Source organism: Fictibacillus halophilus, assembly GCF_042680145.1.
Classification (GTDB): Bacteria; Bacillota; Bacilli; order Bacillales; family Fictibacillaceae; genus Fictibacillus; species Fictibacillus halophilus_A.
The window spans coordinates 519049-535179 of the sequence record NZ_JBHTNQ010000001.1 but is presented as its reverse complement, the minus strand read 5'-3'; the positions used below and the strand labels follow the sequence as shown (position 1 = coordinate 535179).

Below are 16131 nucleotides of genomic sequence, written 5' to 3'. Positions count from 1 at the left end.
CTTGAGCTGCCTTAAAAGAACAAAAACGCTATTCCTTGATACCCGAAGTAAACGCCAAAGCCAATCAATGATAATCCTGACAGCTTAGATATTACACCTAAAATCCGGTCAGCCAAGAGTTTTCGAAAACTGCTTGAAACAAGCGCCATCGTAAAATCCCACACTAATATCCCTGCAAATATGGCTCCACTGTAAAGCATCAAACTCTCAAAGCTGTACTTTGCGGCAGTTTCCGCAAGTATAGAACCATAAATTCCTAACCAAAATAAGATGGTAAGAGGATTTGTTAACGACATGAGAAAACCTGCAAAAAAGCTTTTTCCGATATGTACCGTGTAATTCCTTTCGCTGCTCATTTCTTTTGTCGCTTTTTTAAACGTCTCTATCCCGGTGTATAAAAGAACAAAACAACCGAAAAGCCATAGAAAAGACTTCATAAATGCTGTATCGATATAACTTACGAGTCCCATATATACCAAGAGCATGTACAGTCCATCTGCCATAGTAGCTCCCAGTCCGACCATCCATGCTTGCCAGAAACCATATTTAATTCCGCGGTCCATCTGAGCCGCATTAACTGGACCGATTGGTGCTGCGAGTGATATGCCTAACAAAACATATTTTAGTATAAGAAACATTGGAGACCTCCACGATAGAAGAAGATGGACAACTCTGCATGTCTTCATCTTATTCGTCAGGAGATTTATTCAGACCATAATTCATTTTAAAAAAAGGAGAAACAAACCCATGGAACAAAACTTAGGTCCTAAGGTACAAGAAGTGTTAGACCATGTGAAACGTGCTGATGAAGCCATGATCGAAGCGCAGGCAAACGCAGCACCGAATTGTTTTCAGACTGCTAAAATCTGGCTCGAAACCGCTCAGCAATCGCTCCATTCTGCTGGAGAAGGAACGACTGAGGAAGAGAAAAAGCAGCTTCTGCACGCTAAAGAATATTTGCGACACCTTCATGAAACACAAGCTGCTCTGCAAGAAACACGATATGATTGATAAAAAGATCCCTCATGACGTATACATGAGGGATTTACTTTTTTCTAATCTACATATGTGACACATCAAAACAAGACCGCCTCCTGGCAGCCTTGTCATTTGGCATTCTATGAAAATAACTTTCGGATAGATTGAGATTGGTTAACGGTTTCACTTTTCACATCTACGTTTAGTTTTCGGATATTATCGCAATAAATATGAAGTCTTTTTGCTTTGTCAGCGTTGAGATAAGAGGCGTAGTTATCCAGCTTATCTACTTCGCGGAGTACGTCTTCTTTTGTGTCTGCTTTCTCAATCCTGCTGCAGCAAGAGCTGATTTGATCATAAACAGACATGCTATCCACCTCCTTTATGGTTTGTATCAATATTCCCTTCCCACTTTTTTTAAAACTAAGACCATTGGACTGAAATTCGCATATCATCTTTCAAATATGGAAACTTTATACTTATCATTTGCTGAACGGAAGAAGGGATTATTGTGCGATTCGGGTGTCATGTCAGTATTAGAAACGGTTATATTGGAGCTGCAAAACATGCTTTTTCTTTAGGTGCCCGCGCATATCAATACTTCCCAAAAAATCCGCGCAGTCTGTCTGTGAAAGATTTTAATAGAGGGGACGCAGCCAGCTGTAAAGCATTCTGTCTGGAAAATGATCTAATCTCGGTTGCTCATACTCCCTACCCGACCAGCCTTACTCCTTCTGACAACAAAAAAGAGATTACGTTACAGTCTTTGCAGAATGATTTAGAGATTGCTGATGCGTGCGGGTCTGCAGGTGTTGTTGTGCATTTCGGCAGTCCGATTCCTGGTGAAGATCCACTTGCAAGCTATCAGCTGATGATACACATGCTGAATGCTGTTCTTAAGGATTGGGATGGAAACTGCAAAATTTTATTAGAAAATAATGCGGGACGGCCGGGTTCGATGGGTACAACGATAGAGGAGCTTGTCCAAGTTCGGAATCTAGGTGAGCATCCTGAGAAAATCGGCTTTTGTCTGGATACATGCCATGCATTTGCAAGCGGTTTGTGGAATGGACATAACTGGGATGAGCTCGAGGAAAAAGGTACGGAGTTAGGTTACTTTGAACATTTGCTGGCTGTTCATTTGAATAATTCCAGATATCCTTCAGGTGAAGGAAAAGACCGTCATGCGAATATTTTTCACAACGGTCATATTTCAGAGGAGCAGTTTTCTAAACTCGTTCTTTCTCGTATATTGAAAGATGTTCCGTTCATATTGGAGACTCCATCCGAATACGGGATTACACATCGTGAAGAGATTAAAGAGTTGTATGAGAAGTGGGGTACATAGAATGTTAAGAGATTTATTGAACTTCTTTTTACGGCTAAATTCTCCTCGTATGTTCATTGGATTGGATACTAAAACAATCGACCGGCATATTCAGGTGCTGAACGAACATCGATGGTTTAGCAAAATATATGAAGACGCAAACTATCGAAAGCTATTTTTCACCAATGTTCATGTGCGTCGTTATTTAGAAAGTAAACGACGTGTTAGTAAACTGATCAATAATCCTTACGCTCGTGAAAAATTTATTATTTTCCTAGAAAAACAAAGAAAACGATAAACATTTTCATTAAAAAACGGCAAGAACTCTATTGATAATAGAGTTAGCCGTTTATTTTAACATCTGTTCCTTTAAATTCCCACTTCATCACAAACTCAAAGCCGGCAGCGTTTTCCCCAATTCGAGGAATGTCTTTAAGTTGCTTAATATCGCTGGCCAGCCATTGTTAACACCTTCGAACGTACCTTCTTTTTCAACAAAGTCTATCTTCACAAGGTTTTCATGAATCACTGTGAGTTTTACCGTAGAGTCCATATGTTGCAGCTTAAAAGTCACCACTGTCGGGCTTTCGCGGGGAGTGTCATCATTTTTACTTGTCCATGTAAATGAAAGTTCGTGAGCCGGATCATATTTTAATACACTGCCCTCATCCGTAACCTCTCCATTACGGGAGTATGTAACACTTGATCCTTCTTCCCAGTTTGATTCTACTCTTGTTCCAAAAAAGTATTGTTCCGAAATATCTCCTTCAGTTAATGCCTCCCATACTTTTTCTGGTGAAGCACCGATATATGTGACATATACATATTTTGATTCCATTATGATGTTCCTCCTTTTTTAATGAACGCCCTTCTTCGGATCCCAGTTTCCATTGGTTTTACGAATCTCTACAATTTGACCAATATGGTAAGCGTTATGGATATTGATATTTGCAAGAACCGAGTACCAAGGGTCATGCCTGTCCTCATGTGCAGACCGTTCAAACACATCATCTTCTGCATCTTTTACAGCATTTGCCCACTCTTTCAGTATCCGATAAAGCTGGGTTTTCGTTTCTTCCCAGTCCTGATTGGTTTCGCTATGAAACGTCTCATCATTGCTTTCAATCTTTTTTGAAGTCGGATTTCCCTTAAACCTGCTCAAATAACGCTCGTTCCAAAAGATTAAGTGATTTACAATCTCCCAAATTGAGTTGCTGATACCATTTTTCTCGTTCGCCTGCTCCGACGTCAATCCATCCAGTGCCCGTTCAACTGGGACAAACCAGTTCGGCTCATTATGATTGGCTGCCATCTGCCTTAACAGAATTGTTTTCTGATCCATGATAAAAACCTCCTGTACAAAATGATCATCAGGTATCATTTCTTCATACTAACTGGAACTCCTTTAATTCGACTTCTTTCCCTACATTTTTTCCGATCGCAATCTTAAGAATAATCGGGCACTCTCTTGGTAAAAATACCAAAAAACCTGTACGGGAGTTTTGCAGATGGTATTTAAGAAAAGGGCGCTCAAGAAACTCGTAAAAGATAAAAATGAAACTGATGCCCCGACGCAACTTGAGAATCCAAAAAATGAAGCTCCGCCTGAGGATGCTTTGTCTACCGAGCTGAACCAGAACGTACAGTATCTTCAACAAACGTTCGGTAACAGTTCCGACCTCTCATTTTCAGATTTTGAGCTAGGTAATAAAAAAGCAGTTTTGATCTATTTAAATGGTCTTGTTGACAAGATGATTATCATTCACTTTTTCGAAAACATAAGCAGATCAGAGCATCTGATTAAACACTCGGAGTTTTTAACAGAAACATTAGAAGCTTCTGATTTTATGAAACAGTTTTTTGCACCTGCAAACAAAGTAAAAGAAGTTCAACTTTACAAAGAAGTCGTTACAGCCATACTCTCGGGAAACGCTGTTTTGCTAGTGGATTCAATTTCAAATGCTCTCGTAATTAACGCGAAAGGCTGGAGAGATCGGGATGTTTCAGAGTCAGCAACAGAAAATGTAGTTCGTGGTCCGAAAGAAGCTTTTACGGAAAATATTCAGACCAATACGGCATTAGTCAGAAGGAAAATCAAAGATCCGAGACTGTGGGTGGAAAAGAAAGAGATCGGAAACATTACTCAAACAAGTATATCCGTCATGTACATTCATAGCATCGCTAATGACAAAATCGTTAAAGAAGTACATGAACGCCTCGAAAGAATAGACATTGATGGAATTTTAGAGAGTAACTATATTGAAGAATTTATCCAAGACGAAGTATATACACCCTTTCCTACTGTTTTTAATACGGAAAGACCCGATGTAGTTGCTGCTGCTCTTTTAGAAGGACGCATCGCGATCTTTATCGATGGAACACCATTTGTTTTATTGGTTCCCGCTTTGTTTACACATTTCTTTCAGGCTGCAGAAGATTATTATCAGCGCTGGGATATCTCTACCCTGTTAAGATTGCTTCGTGTTACAGCTTATTTTATTTCATTGCTTGGTCCTTCTGTCTATATCGCGATCATTAATTTTCACCAGGAGATGCTTCCGACACCTCTCTTGATCAGTCTTGCAGCACAAAGAGAAGGCGTTCCATTCCCTGCCTTAATTGAGGCTTTGATCATGGAAGTCACCCTTGAAATTTTGCGGGAAGCTGGACTTCGGCTCCCAAAAGCAATCGGTCAGACGGTTTCCATTGTTGGTGCTTTAGTTATTGGACAGGCTGCCGTTGAAGCTGGAATCATATCAGCTGCCATGGTTATCGTCGTTTCCATCACTGCAATCTCTAACTTTATTCTGCCTGCTTATAATATGGGAATTGCTGTCCGTATTTTAAGATTTTTATTTATGTTCCTTGCGGGATCTTTCGGGCTTTATGGCATTGCAGCCGGAATATTTGCATTGTCGCTGCACCTTTGCAGTCTAAGATCTTTTGGGATTCCTTACATGGAGCCGCTCGCCCCATATATCGGATCAGATATGAAAGATACATTATGGAGAAAGCCAAGGTGGAAATTAGTCACACGTCCACGATTAATTAATCAAACGAATGTTCTTAGAGAAACAGTGACACCAAAAGATAAGTAGAAAGGAGCATGAAGGGTGAAACTTACAAGAAAATGTCTGGTTCCGGTTTGTGCCCTCATGCTTATTCTGACGGGCTGCTGGAACAATAGGGAAATTGAAGACATAGGGATTGCCGTCGCAATGGGCATAGATAAAGTGGACAACCAATATGTTGTGACGGTTCAGCTCGTAAATCCATCGTCAATCTCTGCAAGGACGGGTGATTCATCCAGAGCGCCAATTGTAACTTATCAGGAAAAAGGCAAAACAATTTTTGATGCCATAAGACGGCTTACGAAAACAGCTCCAAGAAAAACTTTTTATCCTCACTTGAAGATGTTAGTAATAGGTGAAAAACTTGCGCGTGAAGGTTTTGCAAACTCACTTGACCTGCTTGCACGCGACCCTGAGTTTCGTTCAGATTTTTATGTAGTGGTAGCGAAAGATCATAGAGCAGATCAAGTTTTAAATGTTCTAGTTCCGGTAGAAAAAATCGCAGCACAAAACATGTATTCGAAGCTAAAAACTTCAGCAGATGTATTTGCTCCAACCCTAGCTCTTACTTTTGGAGACTTGCTTCATGACCTCACAAGTCCGGGAAAACAGCCCGTGATTACAGGCATTCAGCTTACTGGAGAGCCTCTTGAGGGTGAAAAGATGGAGAACCTACAGAGAGTAAACCCGAAAGTCCGCTTAAAATACACGAATATAGCTGTGTTTAAGGTGGATAAGTTAAAAGGCTGGCTGAATGAAAAAGAAAGTAAAGGCTACAATTACATACAGAATAATGTAAAAAGTACGATCGTAACCGTACCGTGTTTTACGAACAAAAAAGAATATTTATCAGTCGAGCTAATTGATTCAGATACAAAACTAAAAACCAATTCTATGAATAGCCACCCTGAAATGAGTGTTTCTGTTAAGACAGACGCAAATATTGCAGAGGTTGGATGTTCAATTGATCTAACAAAGCAAGAAACAATAAATAGAATTGAGAAGTTAGTTGAGAAAGATATCAACGGCAAGATCAGATCTGCTATTAAAACTGCTCAGCAAAAGTACAAACTAGACTTCCTAGGATTCGGAGAAGTTGTACACCGTTCTGAACCAAAGTATTGGAAACGTGTAAAAAAAGACTGGGATAAAGAATTTGTTAACATTCCAATAAAAAGTAAAGTGCGTGTTCACATTCATAAGCTAGGAAAAAGAAGCAACTCTTATATTAATGAGTTGAAGGAGTAACAACATGGTTTACACAATCATTTCATTGCTGATCATTGGAGCTATTCTTTTTATTGATAAACGTAAATTAAAAAAGCACAAAAATTCCAGAAAAGATCTATGGGTGTACTTTGGGATTCTAGGGTTCGGCTCTGTTTTATTGCTTATCCACAGTTCAGGTAGAACTCTCCCTACGCCTCTTTATTGGATTTCCGCGGTATTAAAGCCGATTATTAGCATTTTTTAAAGAAAGGATGGGGTGGTTATCATGCTTGAAAACGGCAAAATAAGTGTGCGTCAGTTTACGGTATTAGTAGCTCTTTATACGGTAGGCACTGCGATCTTAATCATCCCTTCCATTCTTGCTGCAAAAGCGATGCAGGATATATGGATTGCTGGTTTGATCGGTCTCGGTTCCGGGTTAGGGTTGGTATTTTTTTATTGGAAAATAGCTGAACGCTTCCAGTTTATGAATCTGGTTGAGATTCTCGAAAAGTGCTTTGGGAAATGGATTGGAAAGGCTGTCGCATTTTCGTATTTTACCTTCTATATTTTCATTCTTTCTACATTTGTGCTGCGGGATATCGGCGACTTCATGCTGACTGTTATGATGGTAGAAACACCTATAGAGGCCATACATATCATTTTTTTAGGTGTCGTACTTTATGGTGTCAAACTCGGTCTAGAAACTTTTACAAGAACGACTGAACTGTTTCTTCCCTGGATTGTACTCTTGTTGGTTGTATTATTCATAACACTCCTTCCGCAAATCGAGTATACTAACATACTTCCTGTAATGGAAAATGGCATCCAGCCTGTTCTAAGATCATCACTCTCATTTATCGTATTTCCTTTTCTGGAATTGGTGGTCTTTTTGATGATTATTCCTTATGTGAATGAGCCGAAAAAGACGAAAAAAGCCTTTCTGCTCGGCACTGCCCTTGGAGGCGGCTTACTTATATTGATCGCTACGCTTTCTATTCTCGTGATCGGTGTCACCGAAACTGCACGAAGCATCTATCCAACGTATGATTTATCTAAAACAATCAACATCCGAGAGTTTTTCCAGCGTGTAGAAGCATTTATGGCTCTCATCTGGTTCATTACCGTTTTTGTAAAACTTGTCGTTTTGACATATGCTCTATCCTTAGGGATGGCTTCAGTGTTTAATGTTCAGGATTATAAACTTTTAACGTTACCGATCGGACTTTTGTTATATATCGTGTCTCTTGTTATCTTTCCAAGCTCAACATACCTTATTGAATTCACACCGACTTATGACTTTTATGCGGTACTATGGGGGCTCATGCCCGTGTCCATTTGGCTCGTTTCACTAGTACGAGGCAAACCTGTGTAAAAGAAAGGTGTTTCCTTAAACTTTGATGTTTTTGAATGTAGTTGATTTCCGTTCGAGGCACTCCAATCTACTTATCAATGAAGTGGAAAAAAGTGATCATAAGTAACACTCTTTTAAAACAGAGCCAAAAGAAAAAAGAGCTTTAATAGCAAGCTCTTTTTTCGTGTATTTAAATTCCTTGCTTTATTCCGAGCTGAGACAGTAGCACCCGGCGGCCTTCTCGACTTGAGATCGCCGCCGCTTCATTAATTGCAGTAAGGTTAAGTACGTCTTCTTTCGTAACCGAAGGCTTACTTCCATTCTGGATGGCTTGCACCCATTGTTCCATCGCTGAATGAATGGGTTCTGGCAGCTTTTCTGCAGTCACCCACTCATCGGTGCCAAGGTGTTTGCTTTTAATTCGTATGTTCTGACCTTCAATCATGAGTGTTCCTTCAGTTCCATAAAGCTCCAGCTGCTGCGGACTTCCGTATGATAGAAAGCCTGTTTCGATCATCCCCATCGCACCTGATTCATACTCGACCATCACCACCGCGTTATCATCTACCCCGAGATCATAAAAGTGGTTCAGTTTCCCGTTCAATGCTTTTACTTTTCCGCCTAGCCGGTTTGTTAAGTAGATGGGATGAGCACCAAGGTCGATCAACGCACCGCCACCGCACTCCTCTTTGTTGTAAAAGTGCTCCGGCAGCCAGCCCTTCGGATTTTCTTTTGAAGGTACTGAACCATTATGCGCAACCCGGCATCTGATGTATGTAATGTCTCCGAGCAAGCCTTTGTCGACGGTTTCTTGCGCATATAAATAAAAGCTCTCTGTCAGCCTTGGAAGATTGACCATCAGCTGAACGTTGTTTTTTTCAACCGCATTATAAATTTCTTCAACCTCATCCACCGTGAAAGCCAGCACCTTTTCTGTGAAAATATGTTTTCCATGGTTGGCGGCAGCGATGATGATGTCCTTGTGACGGTTCGTGGCTGTAGTTACAATCACTCCATCGATCTCAGGGTTCGATAAAACGTCATCTAGGTTTGGCTCAAAATGAACTTTTAATTCACTTGCCCATTCCATGCCCCGTTCATGATTTTCATCCCAGACCATTTTTATAGAGATCGATTCATTTTCGTGCGCTTCGCGTGCATAATCTACCGCGTGCACATGCCATTTGCTGAGTAGAGCTACGTTCATTGATCATCACTCCTTATCAGTTAATAGCTTTATTATGACATATGTTCATTGAAGCCTCCCGCTTTTCTTCGAGAGCTTTTATAAATTCCTCAAGGAACAGGCTAAGTTGCGATTTATTGAAATAATGTGCGATTATTCTAATTAACGTGCGATTCCGAAAAAATCATTACAAAACGTCCTTTAGAAAAGGCTCTTTTCTAAACGATTGTTGCTTTTGCTTCATTTCTTTCATTCTCTTCATTGGCAAGTTGATTGGAGAGCAAGGTGCAAGACTCCTGCGGGATCAGTGTGACAGGTGAGACTCCTATGGACGCAAAGCGTCGAGGAGGCTCACCGCACGCCCCGCGGAAAGCGAGCAACCTGGAGCGGAAATCAACCACTTTCAAGAGCAACAAAGTTTGCGAAAACAGCTTTAGAAAAAGACACTTCCCTTATTTGTACTTCTCAAATTAACAACACCACTAAATCATATTTATTATTAAAGTTCATTAAAAAAGCTGACCCCAATCGGTCAGCTTTTTCCAACAATAATCCGTTCTTCACTTAAAGCTCCTTCGCTTTAAACGTATCTCCACCCTCGATCGTTCCATTTTTAAATCCTTTATGGAACCATCGTTTCCGCTGTTCAGATGTACCATGAGTAAAACTTTCTGGAACGACGTAGCCTTGATGTTTCTTTTGAAGGGTATCATCACCTACAGCACTCGCTGCGGTCAGTGCTTCTTCTAGATCTCCTTCTTCCAAAACATTCATATCCTGCGCATGATTCGCCCAGACACCTGCGTAATAATCTGCCTGTAGTTCGAATCTAACCTGGTATCTGTTAAAAGCTTCTTTACTGAGTTTTGAGCGCATATCCTGGAGCTCTTGGGATTTCCCTAAAAGTGTCTGAACATGATGTCCTACTTCATGGGCAATAACATAAGCCATTGCGAAATCTCCTGGTGCATCATACTTACTTTGAAGCTCCTGATAAAAACTTAGGTCTATGTAGAGCTTTTGGTCACCTGGGCAATAAAAGGGGCCGACAGATGAACCCGCTGCTCCGCAGGCGGACTGGACACTGCCAGAATATAAGACAAGCTTTGGTTCTTTATAGGTCATGCCTTCTTCACGGAAGACATCTGTCCAGACGTCTTCCGTATCCGCTAGAACGACAGAAACGAACTGAGCATCTTCTTTTTCTTTTTCCGTTTCTTCATAAGGAACATTCTCCTCCGTTCCGGTGATTCCACCTAGAAGATCTCCGGGATTTCCACCTAATAAAGTTATGATTAAGACGATGATAAGACCGCCGACTCCGCCTCCAACCGCTAGTCCTTTACCACCCATCCCTCTCCGATCTTCAACGTTCGCACTTCCGCGTCTGCCTCGCCATTTCATCTTGTATCCTCCTCATTCATATCAAACTTTATTTTAATAGTTTGTATACCCCAAGTTTTATAAAATTAGACGAGTCTATTTTTTATTAAGCTTTTTATAATTAAAGAGGATGAAGTGCATTTGAATGGTTAATAAAAACAAAAGCATCATACCGATTTGAAAGACTTGTTGGAACATAGTTGCCAAGATGCTCAAATTGAGGGTTGTACACGACTCCGATGGCTCTATGTCCTCTTACTTCTTGCAGTTTTTCGTGATGTTGTTTCAGTATTACGATCTGGTCATGTGCACCTGCAGCATAAAAAACCCCTTCCCAAGTGTCTGGTGGTGCTGGCGGTACTATAATTTTTTTATAAGGTTCCCCCCATTCATCTCCTGCGATCACGGTACCTCTATGAGTACCAAAACCTACTGCAAATACATCCTCTGGCGCATGGTTTTCACGAATTAATTGACCTACGTTCACCATGCCCTCCTCAGCCATATTAGTAGCCCGTGCATCACCGATATGTGTGTTGTGTTCCCAAATGATTACCTTTGCGTCACTGCCATGAAAGTCCATCAGTCGTTCCACTGCTTCTGCCATGTGTCGATCTCTGATGTTCCATGTTTCTGCATCTCCTTTCACCATAGATCGGTAATAATGTTCAGCGTGTGCAGCAACCAGTGCATTAAGTTCCAAGCTAAGACCGCCCTCAGGATCCTCATCGTATATATCCCGATTCGTCTGAATTTCAACAAGAAGCTTGATCACTTCATCCTCACAGCTTTCAGAAAGATAACCCGCCGACATTGCGTAAGTTTGTTCATCTTTTTCAAACGGCTGAAAACAAGAAAAAGCTTTTTTGGCAGACTCAACTCTTTCCGAGTCATGCTTTTCTAGATATCGTATAATCTCTTCCATTGATTCAAAAAGGCTATACATATCAATACCGAAAAAACCGACCTTTTTTTGCCTCGACTGCTGATCGTTATGTTTTTTCAGCCAAGTTGTAAAATCGAGAATTTCTTTGTTTGCCCACATCCAAGACGGCCAGCGTGTAAAACTGTGTTTTAATAGAAAGTCCAATCGAGGCTGATTTGCGTAGTAGCCCTTTATGTAACGATTAATCCGATAACATGAGGGCCAGTCTCCTTCCACAGCAATAAACGAAAAGCCTTTTTCTTGGATTAGCTTTTTAGAAAGTTCAGCACGTATAGTGTAAAATTCAGACGTTCCATGCGATGCTTCTCCCAATAGAACATACCGCGAGTCGCCAATCTCACTTACAATGGCATCCAGATCTATGTGGTTATTTAACCGGACCATATGTTTCCTTAGATAATCCCACAACGTTTTTTCCATATTTCCACCCGCTTTCTACCTGTACTATAACCAGCAAAGTTTCTTCTTAAACAGAAACGAAAAAACAGAGTGCTTATCGCACTCTGTTTAAGTTTGAGCTATTCAGTCTTTCCTTCATATGAGTCCATTCCGCCTGTCATGTTAATCACTTTGAAACCATGGCTATCCAGCAGCTGGCATGCGCGACCGCTTCTGCCTCCAGAACGGCATACCATTACATATTCTTTAGATTTATCTAATTCGTGCATACGAAATTCTAATAATCCTAGAGGGATATGTGTGATCCCAGGAATTTTACGCGCCTTCACTTCATCCACTTCACGTACATCAATGATATTTAACGCTTTTCCTTCATTCAACTTCGCTTCTACTTCTTTAGCTGTTAATTGCTTCATTATGTTTTCCTCCTTTTTATCTCCAGGCGCTGACTCCGCCTTTTACGTTTGTTACATTTTTAAAACCTGACTTAACTAGGATCTTGCTCGCCTTTTGGCTTCTCATACCGCTTTGGCAGATCACTACTACTTCCTTGTCCTTTGAAAGCTTATCTGTTTTTTGAGCTAATTGGTGCAGCGGCATATTCTTAAAACCAGGAATATGATACCCGTTAAACTCCCCTTGTGTACGAACATCAATAAATTGTTTTTTCTTATCTTTTAGTTCCCCTTTTAGTTCTTGAGTTGAGATATTTTTTACACCTTTAGTCGGTATAAAACGTTGAGCGACAAACAAAATAATAAGACCAAAAAGAATATAATTAAGGTATTCCAATCTGTTTTCCACCTTCCTATGATTTGTATCAACTTTGTATTTTAATCTTTATTTATTAATGACATCGTATACCCGTAGGGGTATATTGTCAACTCTAAAAAACGAAGAGAAACCTCTCTTCGCTCTAATTATATATATTTTTATAATAAAGAATCGTTGTATCTAGTGTCCCTGTTTCAGACTGAGCAAAGTTGGGAATACGCCCCGCTTCGATGAAACCAATCGATTGATAGAGAAGGTTGGACGGATCTCCCTCTCTCGTATCTAAAACCAGTAATGTTCTGCCTTCCTGCTTCGCCCGCTTTTCGATCTCTTTCATTAACTGACGTGCAATTCCTTTTTGACGATGTGATGGATGCGTCATTAGCTTTGCTACTTCTGCTCTGTGCGTGCCGTTTGGCTTTGTGCATAAGTGGAGCTGAACAGTCCCTGCAATCTTTCCTTCTATTTTCGCTGCTAAAAAAATAGTTTCAGGTGCAGCACAGCCTCTCCAAAATTCATCGGCATGTTCTTTTTTAAGCGGAGGCAAAAATCCGATTGAAGCTCCATCATGGACCACTTTTATTAAAAGGTCAGAAAGCTCCTCTACATGTTCATCTATATTACTGACATTAATAATCTCCACACCCATGCCCCTTTTTCTTTTTTCTATATTTTAATTTTATAAGGGGTAACCTTACAATCTTTTTGTAAGATTTTCTGACAAAGATTTTAGAAAACATTTAAGCAATTGCTAAAGAAAGAAAAAGCAATAGGGACTAGCATTTGTCTTAATTAATAAAAGCTGTTTTCGCAGACTTTGATGTTCTTGAAAGTGGTTGATTTCCGCTCCAGGATGCTCACTTTCCTAGGGGTGTGCGGTGAGCCTCCTCGACGCTTTACGTCCTTAGGAGTCTCACCTGTCCCACTAATCCCTCAGGAGTCTCGCACCTTGCACTCTAATCAACTTGCCAACGAAGAGAATGAATGAAAGAACCAAAAGCAACAATCTTTTATAAAAGAGCCTTAATAAAAAACCAAGAGAATGATCCCTTGGTTTATGATTAATAGTGGGCAACACATAACATGTTTCTCCCTGACCGTTTTGCTTCATATAATGCTTTGTCTGCATCGTTTATGATCAAACCTGCTTCTTTGGTCGTATCCGAGTAACACGATACTCCAATAGAAACGGTCAAGTTAATCGTACCGCCTTGAGTTAAAGAAAATGTATTATCTTCGACCGTTTTCCTGATTCTCTCACCAATCTGAACGGCCTGATCTAAGGGACAATCCAGCAGTAACACTGTAAATTCTTCCCCGCCGTTACGGCTGACGATATCAAACGTTCGTGTACAAGAACGAAGTATGTGTCCAAGCTCTTTTAGTACAACATCTCCTTCTGCATGGCCATATGTATCATTAATTTTTTTGAAAAAGTCGATATCAATATAAAGCAATGATAACTTTTTCTTCTTTTTTTCAAGTTCCTTAAGAGTTTGGTTAAAAATTTCATCAAACTTTCTTACATTGTTTAATCCAGTTAAAGGATCAATCGTAGATTCAGCTTTGTACTTATTGAAAAGCTCTTGGCTTTTACGTAAGAACGTAACCGTATTAAAAGCGATATATCCAGAAAGATATGAAGCGATCCAATAGATAGGCAGCAGTGTTATAAGAAAGTTAATATCCTTTATGAGATAGATGAACAAGATGCTGGCTGATACATTTGTAAAGGTCAGCATGAGAAGCTGTTTCATCTGTTTTGATAAATTCGAATTTGAAATCAAAACCGAAAAAATCGCGACCAAAACCACTAGTATAGATGAAGCGTAAGAAGAGATATTGATTCCGATTAAAAAGCGGCCGACGATGATCATTAGCATCGAAATAAAAGCTGGAACCGCTCCGCCAAAGTAGGCTAATAATATAATAGGTATAAGGCGGAGATCAATAATTGTCGTTCCGATGTTTATACTGTAGTGCATCAATACGTTGCCTAATATTCCGCCAAAGATCCCAGATTGCGTTTTTATCTTATTAGAGGACCTGGTCGTTAATGGAGATCGATTTGAAACCTGCGTATATAAAAATAATAACGAGATAAGTATCGCGAGGTTCGCAAAAAGATCTTTAATAATTATCATTTTTTCATCACCAACTAGTAAAATACCACACTTCTTATCCAAAAACTAACATTAATTCCAAATAAATTGTTACATTATGTATTTCACTTTTCCTTTTGGCATCAAAAAGACGAACCATTCGCGATTAAAGAGAAAAGCCTATATGATGTATATATGAAAAAACACTAACAGGAGTGTGCTAATTGACTAAAATACTATTAATTGGCAGTGGTCATGCCCACTTATCAATTCTTCGCCGTCTATTAAATGAGAAATCCAACAATTACGAAGTTACACTGATCTCTCCTTCTAAAGAAGATGTCCAGATTGATTTAGAATCTTTAAGTGAAAAAGCATCTGTGTCTTTTATAGAAGACACGATTATCTCGTTTGACCCACTGCAAAAAATGCTGCTGGGCTTTTCAGGTGAGATCTACCGTTTTGATGTGATTTCTTTTGATATTGATATGAAGTTCTCCCTATTTAGGCAAGCACTGGTTCCCGTTGTTGAAGATGGGACAATGCTTGTGGAAGACACTCTGCAAAATTCTGAATATCGGTTTCTATTTGGCGCTGGCAATTGTGTTTCAATAGTTGGACAATCCAAGAACGCTGAATCCACAGACAAACAAGGCTATATGTTGTGGAACAATATGAAAAGGTATATTTCGGGTCAAAAGCTTAAATCACTGAACAGTGGTTATAACCATACCCCTTTCACTGATTGGTTAAGACGTTTGTTTAGAATATAAACAGAAAAACACCACTTGTTTTTTTAGTGGTGTTTTCGTTTTGCCTATTTTTTTAAAAATCCCGACACAAGCAGGTTCCATACTTGTTCAAACTCATTCTTAATTGACTCAGATAACCATTCCTTAGCCAGTGCAGGATGATGAAAGCGAGCGGTCGCGAAAAATATAGCGGAAGCTTGCTCACGTGCATCGCCGCTTTGAAACTCTCCAGCTTGAATGCCTTCCCCTACAATTTGAGTAAGCTGGGAAATAAGATCGTTAATATGTTTCCCAATGCTTTCAACCGATTCCTCTGCGAGCGCATTATACATCGCAAACAACTCAGGGTCTTCTAGTGCTTTTGATTGTTTAATGTGAATCAGCTTTTCCAGCCACTTCCGCGTTTTATCGAGAGCACTGCCGTCGTTTTCAACGATTGCTGAAAGCGGTGTGGAAACTTCATGCAGCCAGCGTTCAGCAACTGCCTCTTTTAACGCAGCCTTGCTGGAAAAATGCCGGTAAAGTGTTCCATGACTTACACCAAGAGCACGGGCTACATCAACAACTGATGTTTTATCAAGACCAAAACGGCGAAGTACTTGTTCAGTTGTATCTAAAATTTGTTCCCTCGTTAAAGGTCCTGCCATTCT

At 40.1% G+C, this 16131-nt stretch carries 20 protein-coding genes; 8 read left to right on the top strand and 12 right to left on the bottom strand.

Annotated elements, in window-relative coordinates:
- Positions 1 to 11: 11 nt before the first annotated feature.
- The gene (locus tag ACFQ4X_RS02750; RefSeq protein ID WP_379833035.1) at positions 12 to 638 is read right to left on the bottom strand and encodes a LysE family transporter; all 627 of its coding nucleotides are present in this window, start codon (positions 636 to 638) and stop codon (positions 12 to 14) included.
- A gap of 109 nt (positions 639 to 747) precedes the next feature.
- Here ACFQ4X_RS02750 and ACFQ4X_RS02745 point away from each other — a divergent pair, with 109 nt between their 5' ends.
- Positions 748 to 1011, top strand: a complete 264-nt coding sequence (locus tag ACFQ4X_RS02745; RefSeq protein WP_379833034.1) for a hypothetical protein — start codon at positions 748 to 750, stop codon at positions 1009 to 1011.
- A gap of 107 nt (positions 1012 to 1118) precedes the next feature.
- Here ACFQ4X_RS02745 and ACFQ4X_RS02740 read toward each other — a convergent pair whose 3' ends face one another.
- Positions 1119 to 1346, bottom strand: coding sequence for a hypothetical protein (locus ACFQ4X_RS02740; RefSeq protein WP_379833033.1), 228 nt, complete (start codon positions 1344 to 1346; stop codon positions 1119 to 1121).
- Positions 1347 to 1489: 143 nt separating this feature from the next.
- Here ACFQ4X_RS02740 and ACFQ4X_RS02735 point away from each other — a divergent pair, with 143 nt between their 5' ends.
- Together ACFQ4X_RS02735 and ACFQ4X_RS02730 are read left to right on the top strand one after the other, a co-directional pair.
- Positions 1490 to 2326 (top strand): deoxyribonuclease IV, encoded by an 837-nt coding sequence (locus tag ACFQ4X_RS02735; RefSeq protein ID WP_379833032.1) that lies wholly within the window; start codon positions 1490 to 1492, stop codon positions 2324 to 2326.
- Between the two features lies 1 nt (position 2327).
- Positions 2328 to 2603 carry a hypothetical protein gene (locus ACFQ4X_RS02730; RefSeq protein WP_379833031.1) on the top strand — a complete coding sequence of 92 codons (276 nt, stop codon included), beginning with the start codon at positions 2328 to 2330 and terminating at the stop codon, positions 2601 to 2603.
- Between the two features lie 87 nt (positions 2604 to 2690).
- Here the strand turns inward: ACFQ4X_RS02730 and ACFQ4X_RS02725 are convergent, their stop codons facing one another.
- Together ACFQ4X_RS02725 and ACFQ4X_RS02720 are read right to left on the bottom strand one after the other, a co-directional pair.
- A complete protein-coding gene (locus tag ACFQ4X_RS02725) occupies positions 2691 to 3143 on the bottom strand; it encodes an SRPBCC family protein (protein ID WP_379833030.1) in 453 nt (150 codons plus the stop codon).
- A gap of 18 nt (positions 3144 to 3161) precedes the next feature.
- On the bottom strand, positions 3162 to 3647 hold the full coding sequence (locus tag ACFQ4X_RS02720) for a DinB family protein (RefSeq protein WP_379833029.1): 486 nt from the start codon (positions 3645 to 3647) through the stop codon (positions 3162 to 3164).
- 166 nt (positions 3648 to 3813) lie between these two features.
- Here ACFQ4X_RS02720 and ACFQ4X_RS02715 point away from each other — a divergent pair, with 166 nt between their 5' ends.
- From ACFQ4X_RS02715 to ACFQ4X_RS02700, 4 genes are read left to right on the top strand one after another with little or no spacing between them, the layout of a single operon-like run.
- Positions 3814 to 5403 carry a spore germination protein gene (locus ACFQ4X_RS02715; protein ID WP_379833028.1) on the top strand — a complete coding sequence of 530 codons (1590 nt, stop codon included), beginning with the start codon at positions 3814 to 3816 and terminating at the stop codon, positions 5401 to 5403.
- 15 nt (positions 5404 to 5418) lie between these two features.
- Entirely contained in the window at positions 5419 to 6624 is a 1206-nt protein-coding gene (locus tag ACFQ4X_RS02710; RefSeq protein WP_379833027.1) for a Ger(x)C family spore germination protein, read from the top strand.
- Positions 6625 to 6628: 4 nt separating this feature from the next.
- Positions 6629 to 6850, top strand: a complete 222-nt coding sequence (locus tag ACFQ4X_RS02705; protein ID WP_379833026.1) for a hypothetical protein — start codon at positions 6629 to 6631, stop codon at positions 6848 to 6850.
- A 21-nt stretch (positions 6851 to 6871) separates the two neighbouring features.
- Positions 6872 to 7960: a GerAB/ArcD/ProY family transporter gene (locus tag ACFQ4X_RS02700; RefSeq protein WP_379833025.1), complete on the top strand. Its 1089-nt coding sequence runs from the start codon at positions 6872 to 6874 to the stop codon at positions 7958 to 7960.
- A 169-nt stretch (positions 7961 to 8129) separates the two neighbouring features.
- On the opposite strand, the gene ACFQ4X_RS02695 is transcribed toward ACFQ4X_RS02700, so the two are convergent.
- The 7 genes from ACFQ4X_RS02695 to ACFQ4X_RS02665 all read right to left on the bottom strand — a co-directional run bounded on the left by ACFQ4X_RS02695 (position 8130) and on the right by ACFQ4X_RS02665 (position 14771).
- Positions 8130 to 9146, bottom strand: coding sequence for a Gfo/Idh/MocA family protein (locus tag ACFQ4X_RS02695; protein ID WP_379833024.1), 1017 nt, complete (start codon positions 9144 to 9146; stop codon positions 8130 to 8132).
- A 543-nt stretch (positions 9147 to 9689) separates the two neighbouring features.
- Positions 9690 to 10529, bottom strand: coding sequence for a KPN_02809 family neutral zinc metallopeptidase (gene ypfJ / locus ACFQ4X_RS02690; protein ID WP_379833023.1), 840 nt, complete (start codon positions 10527 to 10529; stop codon positions 9690 to 9692).
- Between the two features lie 100 nt (positions 10530 to 10629).
- Positions 10630 to 11874, bottom strand: a complete 1245-nt coding sequence (locus ACFQ4X_RS02685) for an erythromycin esterase family protein (protein WP_379833022.1) — start codon at positions 11872 to 11874, stop codon at positions 10630 to 10632.
- A 98-nt stretch (positions 11875 to 11972) separates the two neighbouring features.
- The gene (locus ACFQ4X_RS02680) at positions 11973 to 12269 is read right to left on the bottom strand and encodes a rhodanese-like domain-containing protein (RefSeq protein WP_379833021.1); all 297 of its coding nucleotides are present in this window, start codon (positions 12267 to 12269) and stop codon (positions 11973 to 11975) included.
- A gap of 16 nt (positions 12270 to 12285) precedes the next feature.
- Positions 12286 to 12645, bottom strand: a complete 360-nt coding sequence (locus ACFQ4X_RS02675; protein WP_379833020.1) for a rhodanese-like domain-containing protein — start codon at positions 12643 to 12645, stop codon at positions 12286 to 12288.
- A gap of 124 nt (positions 12646 to 12769) precedes the next feature.
- On the bottom strand, positions 12770 to 13276 hold the full coding sequence (locus ACFQ4X_RS02670; protein WP_379833019.1) for a GNAT family N-acetyltransferase: 507 nt from the start codon (positions 13274 to 13276) through the stop codon (positions 12770 to 12772).
- A gap of 412 nt (positions 13277 to 13688) precedes the next feature.
- A complete protein-coding gene (locus ACFQ4X_RS02665) occupies positions 13689 to 14771 on the bottom strand; it encodes a GGDEF domain-containing protein (RefSeq protein ID WP_379833018.1) in 1083 nt (360 codons plus the stop codon).
- A 182-nt stretch (positions 14772 to 14953) separates the two neighbouring features.
- On the opposite strand from ACFQ4X_RS02665, the gene ACFQ4X_RS02660 reads away from it, so the two are divergent.
- Complete coding sequence (locus ACFQ4X_RS02660) at positions 14954 to 15502, top strand: hypothetical protein (RefSeq protein ID WP_379833017.1); 549 nt, start codon at positions 14954 to 14956, stop codon at positions 15500 to 15502.
- 44 nt (positions 15503 to 15546) lie between these two features.
- Here the strand turns inward: ACFQ4X_RS02660 and ACFQ4X_RS02655 are convergent, their stop codons facing one another.
- Entirely contained in the window at positions 15547 to 16128 is a 582-nt protein-coding gene (locus tag ACFQ4X_RS02655; RefSeq protein ID WP_379833016.1) for a TetR family transcriptional regulator, read from the bottom strand.
- Positions 16129 to 16131: the final 3 nt, after the last annotated feature.

Coding starts and splice junctions, on each gene's coding strand:
- ACFQ4X_RS02715 (WP_379833028.1), top strand. CDS start 3,814: ATGGTATTTAAGAAAAGGGCGCTCAAGAAACTCGTAAAAGATAAAAAT.
- ACFQ4X_RS02695 (WP_379833024.1), bottom strand. CDS start 9,146: ATGAACGTAGCTCTACTCAGCAAATGGCATGTGCACGCGGTAGATTAT.
- ACFQ4X_RS02685 (WP_379833022.1), bottom strand. CDS start 11,874: ATGGAAAAAACGTTGTGGGATTATCTAAGGAAACATATGGTCCGGTTA.
- ACFQ4X_RS02705 (WP_379833026.1), top strand. CDS start 6,629: ATGGTTTACACAATCATTTCATTGCTGATCATTGGAGCTATTCTTTTT.
- ACFQ4X_RS02745 (WP_379833034.1), top strand. CDS start 748: ATGGAACAAAACTTAGGTCCTAAGGTACAAGAAGTGTTAGACCATGTG.
- ACFQ4X_RS02750 (WP_379833035.1), bottom strand. CDS start 638: ATGTTTCTTATACTAAAATATGTTTTGTTAGGCATATCACTCGCAGCA.
- ACFQ4X_RS02720 (WP_379833029.1), bottom strand. CDS start 3,647: ATGGATCAGAAAACAATTCTGTTAAGGCAGATGGCAGCCAATCATAAT.
- ACFQ4X_RS02740 (WP_379833033.1), bottom strand. CDS start 1,346: ATGTCTGTTTATGATCAAATCAGCTCTTGCTGCAGCAGGATTGAGAAA.
- ACFQ4X_RS02670 (WP_379833019.1), bottom strand. CDS start 13,276: ATGGGTGTGGAGATTATTAATGTCAGTAATATAGATGAACATGTAGAG.
- ACFQ4X_RS02730 (WP_379833031.1), top strand. CDS start 2,328: ATGTTAAGAGATTTATTGAACTTCTTTTTACGGCTAAATTCTCCTCGT.
- ypfJ (WP_379833023.1), bottom strand. CDS start 10,529: ATGAAATGGCGAGGCAGACGCGGAAGTGCGAACGTTGAAGATCGGAGA.
- ACFQ4X_RS02680 (WP_379833021.1), bottom strand. CDS start 12,269: ATGAAGCAATTAACAGCTAAAGAAGTAGAAGCGAAGTTGAATGAAGGA.
- ACFQ4X_RS02655 (WP_379833016.1), bottom strand. CDS start 16,128: ATGGCAGGACCTTTAACGAGGGAACAAATTTTAGATACAACTGAACAA.
- ACFQ4X_RS02665 (WP_379833018.1), bottom strand. CDS start 14,771: ATGATAATTATTAAAGATCTTTTTGCGAACCTCGCGATACTTATCTCG.
- ACFQ4X_RS02700 (WP_379833025.1), top strand. CDS start 6,872: ATGCTTGAAAACGGCAAAATAAGTGTGCGTCAGTTTACGGTATTAGTA.
- ACFQ4X_RS02725 (WP_379833030.1), bottom strand. CDS start 3,143: ATGGAATCAAAATATGTATATGTCACATATATCGGTGCTTCACCAGAA.